General features: G+C 63.8%; 1 protein-coding gene and 1 pseudogene. One reads left to right on the forward strand and one right to left on the reverse strand.

Going from position 1 to position 1141, the window contains the following annotated elements; genetic code table 11:
• Positions 1–363, forward strand: a pseudogene (locus tag A2J03_RS30885) (heavy metal translocating P-type ATPase); the annotation flags it as partial.
• Between the two features lie 202 nt (positions 364–565).
• On the opposite strand, the gene A2J03_RS04850 reads toward A2J03_RS30885, so the two are convergent.
• On the reverse strand, positions 566–1141 hold a 576-nt coding region (locus A2J03_RS04850; RefSeq protein WP_068370344.1), incomplete at its 5' end, for a WD40/YVTN/BNR-like repeat-containing protein.

Below are 1141 nucleotides of genomic sequence, written 5' to 3' on the forward strand. Positions count from 1 at the left end.
GGTGCAGGCACCGACGTTGCCATCGCATCGGCAGGAGTAATTCTGGCGAGCGATGACCCGCGGTCGGTGTTGTCGGTGATCGAACTCTCGCGTGCCTCCTACCGGAAGATGAAACAAAACCTCTGGTGGGCAGCGGGATACAACCTCATCTCTGTTCCGCTCGCGGCTGGGGTGTTGGCACCGGTCGGATTCGTACTGCCGATGTCGATCGGCGCGATCCTGATGTCACTATCGACGATCATCGTCGCCGCGAACGCACAATTGCTACGTCGACTCGATCTCACACCCGATGCTATTACCGGCACAGTCGGCGGCGGTAGAGGTGATGCGCAACCTGAGCGTCAGCTGGCACTGAAGGACTAAGCGGCGCTCCTCCACAATCCCGGGACAGGAACTGCTGGAATGGACCGAAGGGCAGGCTGGCGGAGCCAGAGTCGTGGTGGTTGATGGGCGGGATCAATGACGCTCCCGCCCTGGCCGCGCACACCCGAAATAGCCATGAAACGGTGCCAGGCTCCAGCCTGGTACCGCACAGCTAGCAGATGCAATTGCGGTCTGCGACGGCCTACGTCAGCGTGTACAGCGCCTGGGGGCTGGCTGCGTAGGCAGTGTCGTAGTCGACCGCGGTCAAGGCCTCGACGGACCCGGTTGCGGAACGCTTCTGCCAATCGGCGCCGTTGCGACTACGCCAGGCGTATCCGTCGGTGTCGATGCCCCACAGTGCATCGCCGGCGCCGGCGAGCAATACAAAGTCCGGCGCGTCGAGGACAGGAGAGAATGTTCGGGCGGTGTCGGTGCTGTGCTGAAGTCCGTCGGGTGTCACCGCCCATACTCCGGAGCTCGTAATCGCCAGCGCCGCCGCGGGCACAGCGGCGCCGGGAGTCCAGGTGGAGCCGCTGTCGGCGGAGACGAGTAGACCGGTACTGCCGTCGAACCCGACGAGGATGCGTCCATCGGCAGCCAGCGCGTGGAAGTCGACTTGTCCCTCCAGTGACCGATCCGACCACGACACGCCGCCATCATTGCTGCTACGCAGTCCCAGTGGGTTCGCCGCCGTGCTGGATGCGCCTGGATGACCGGAGGTGAAGAGGGTGTCGGTGGCCGGTACACCCGACAAACCCATGAAGTCATCGTCGGAAGA

This window comes from Rhodococcus sp. EPR-157, from assembly GCF_001647195.1.
GTDB lineage: Bacteria > Actinomycetota > Actinomycetes > Mycobacteriales > Mycobacteriaceae > Rhodococcoides.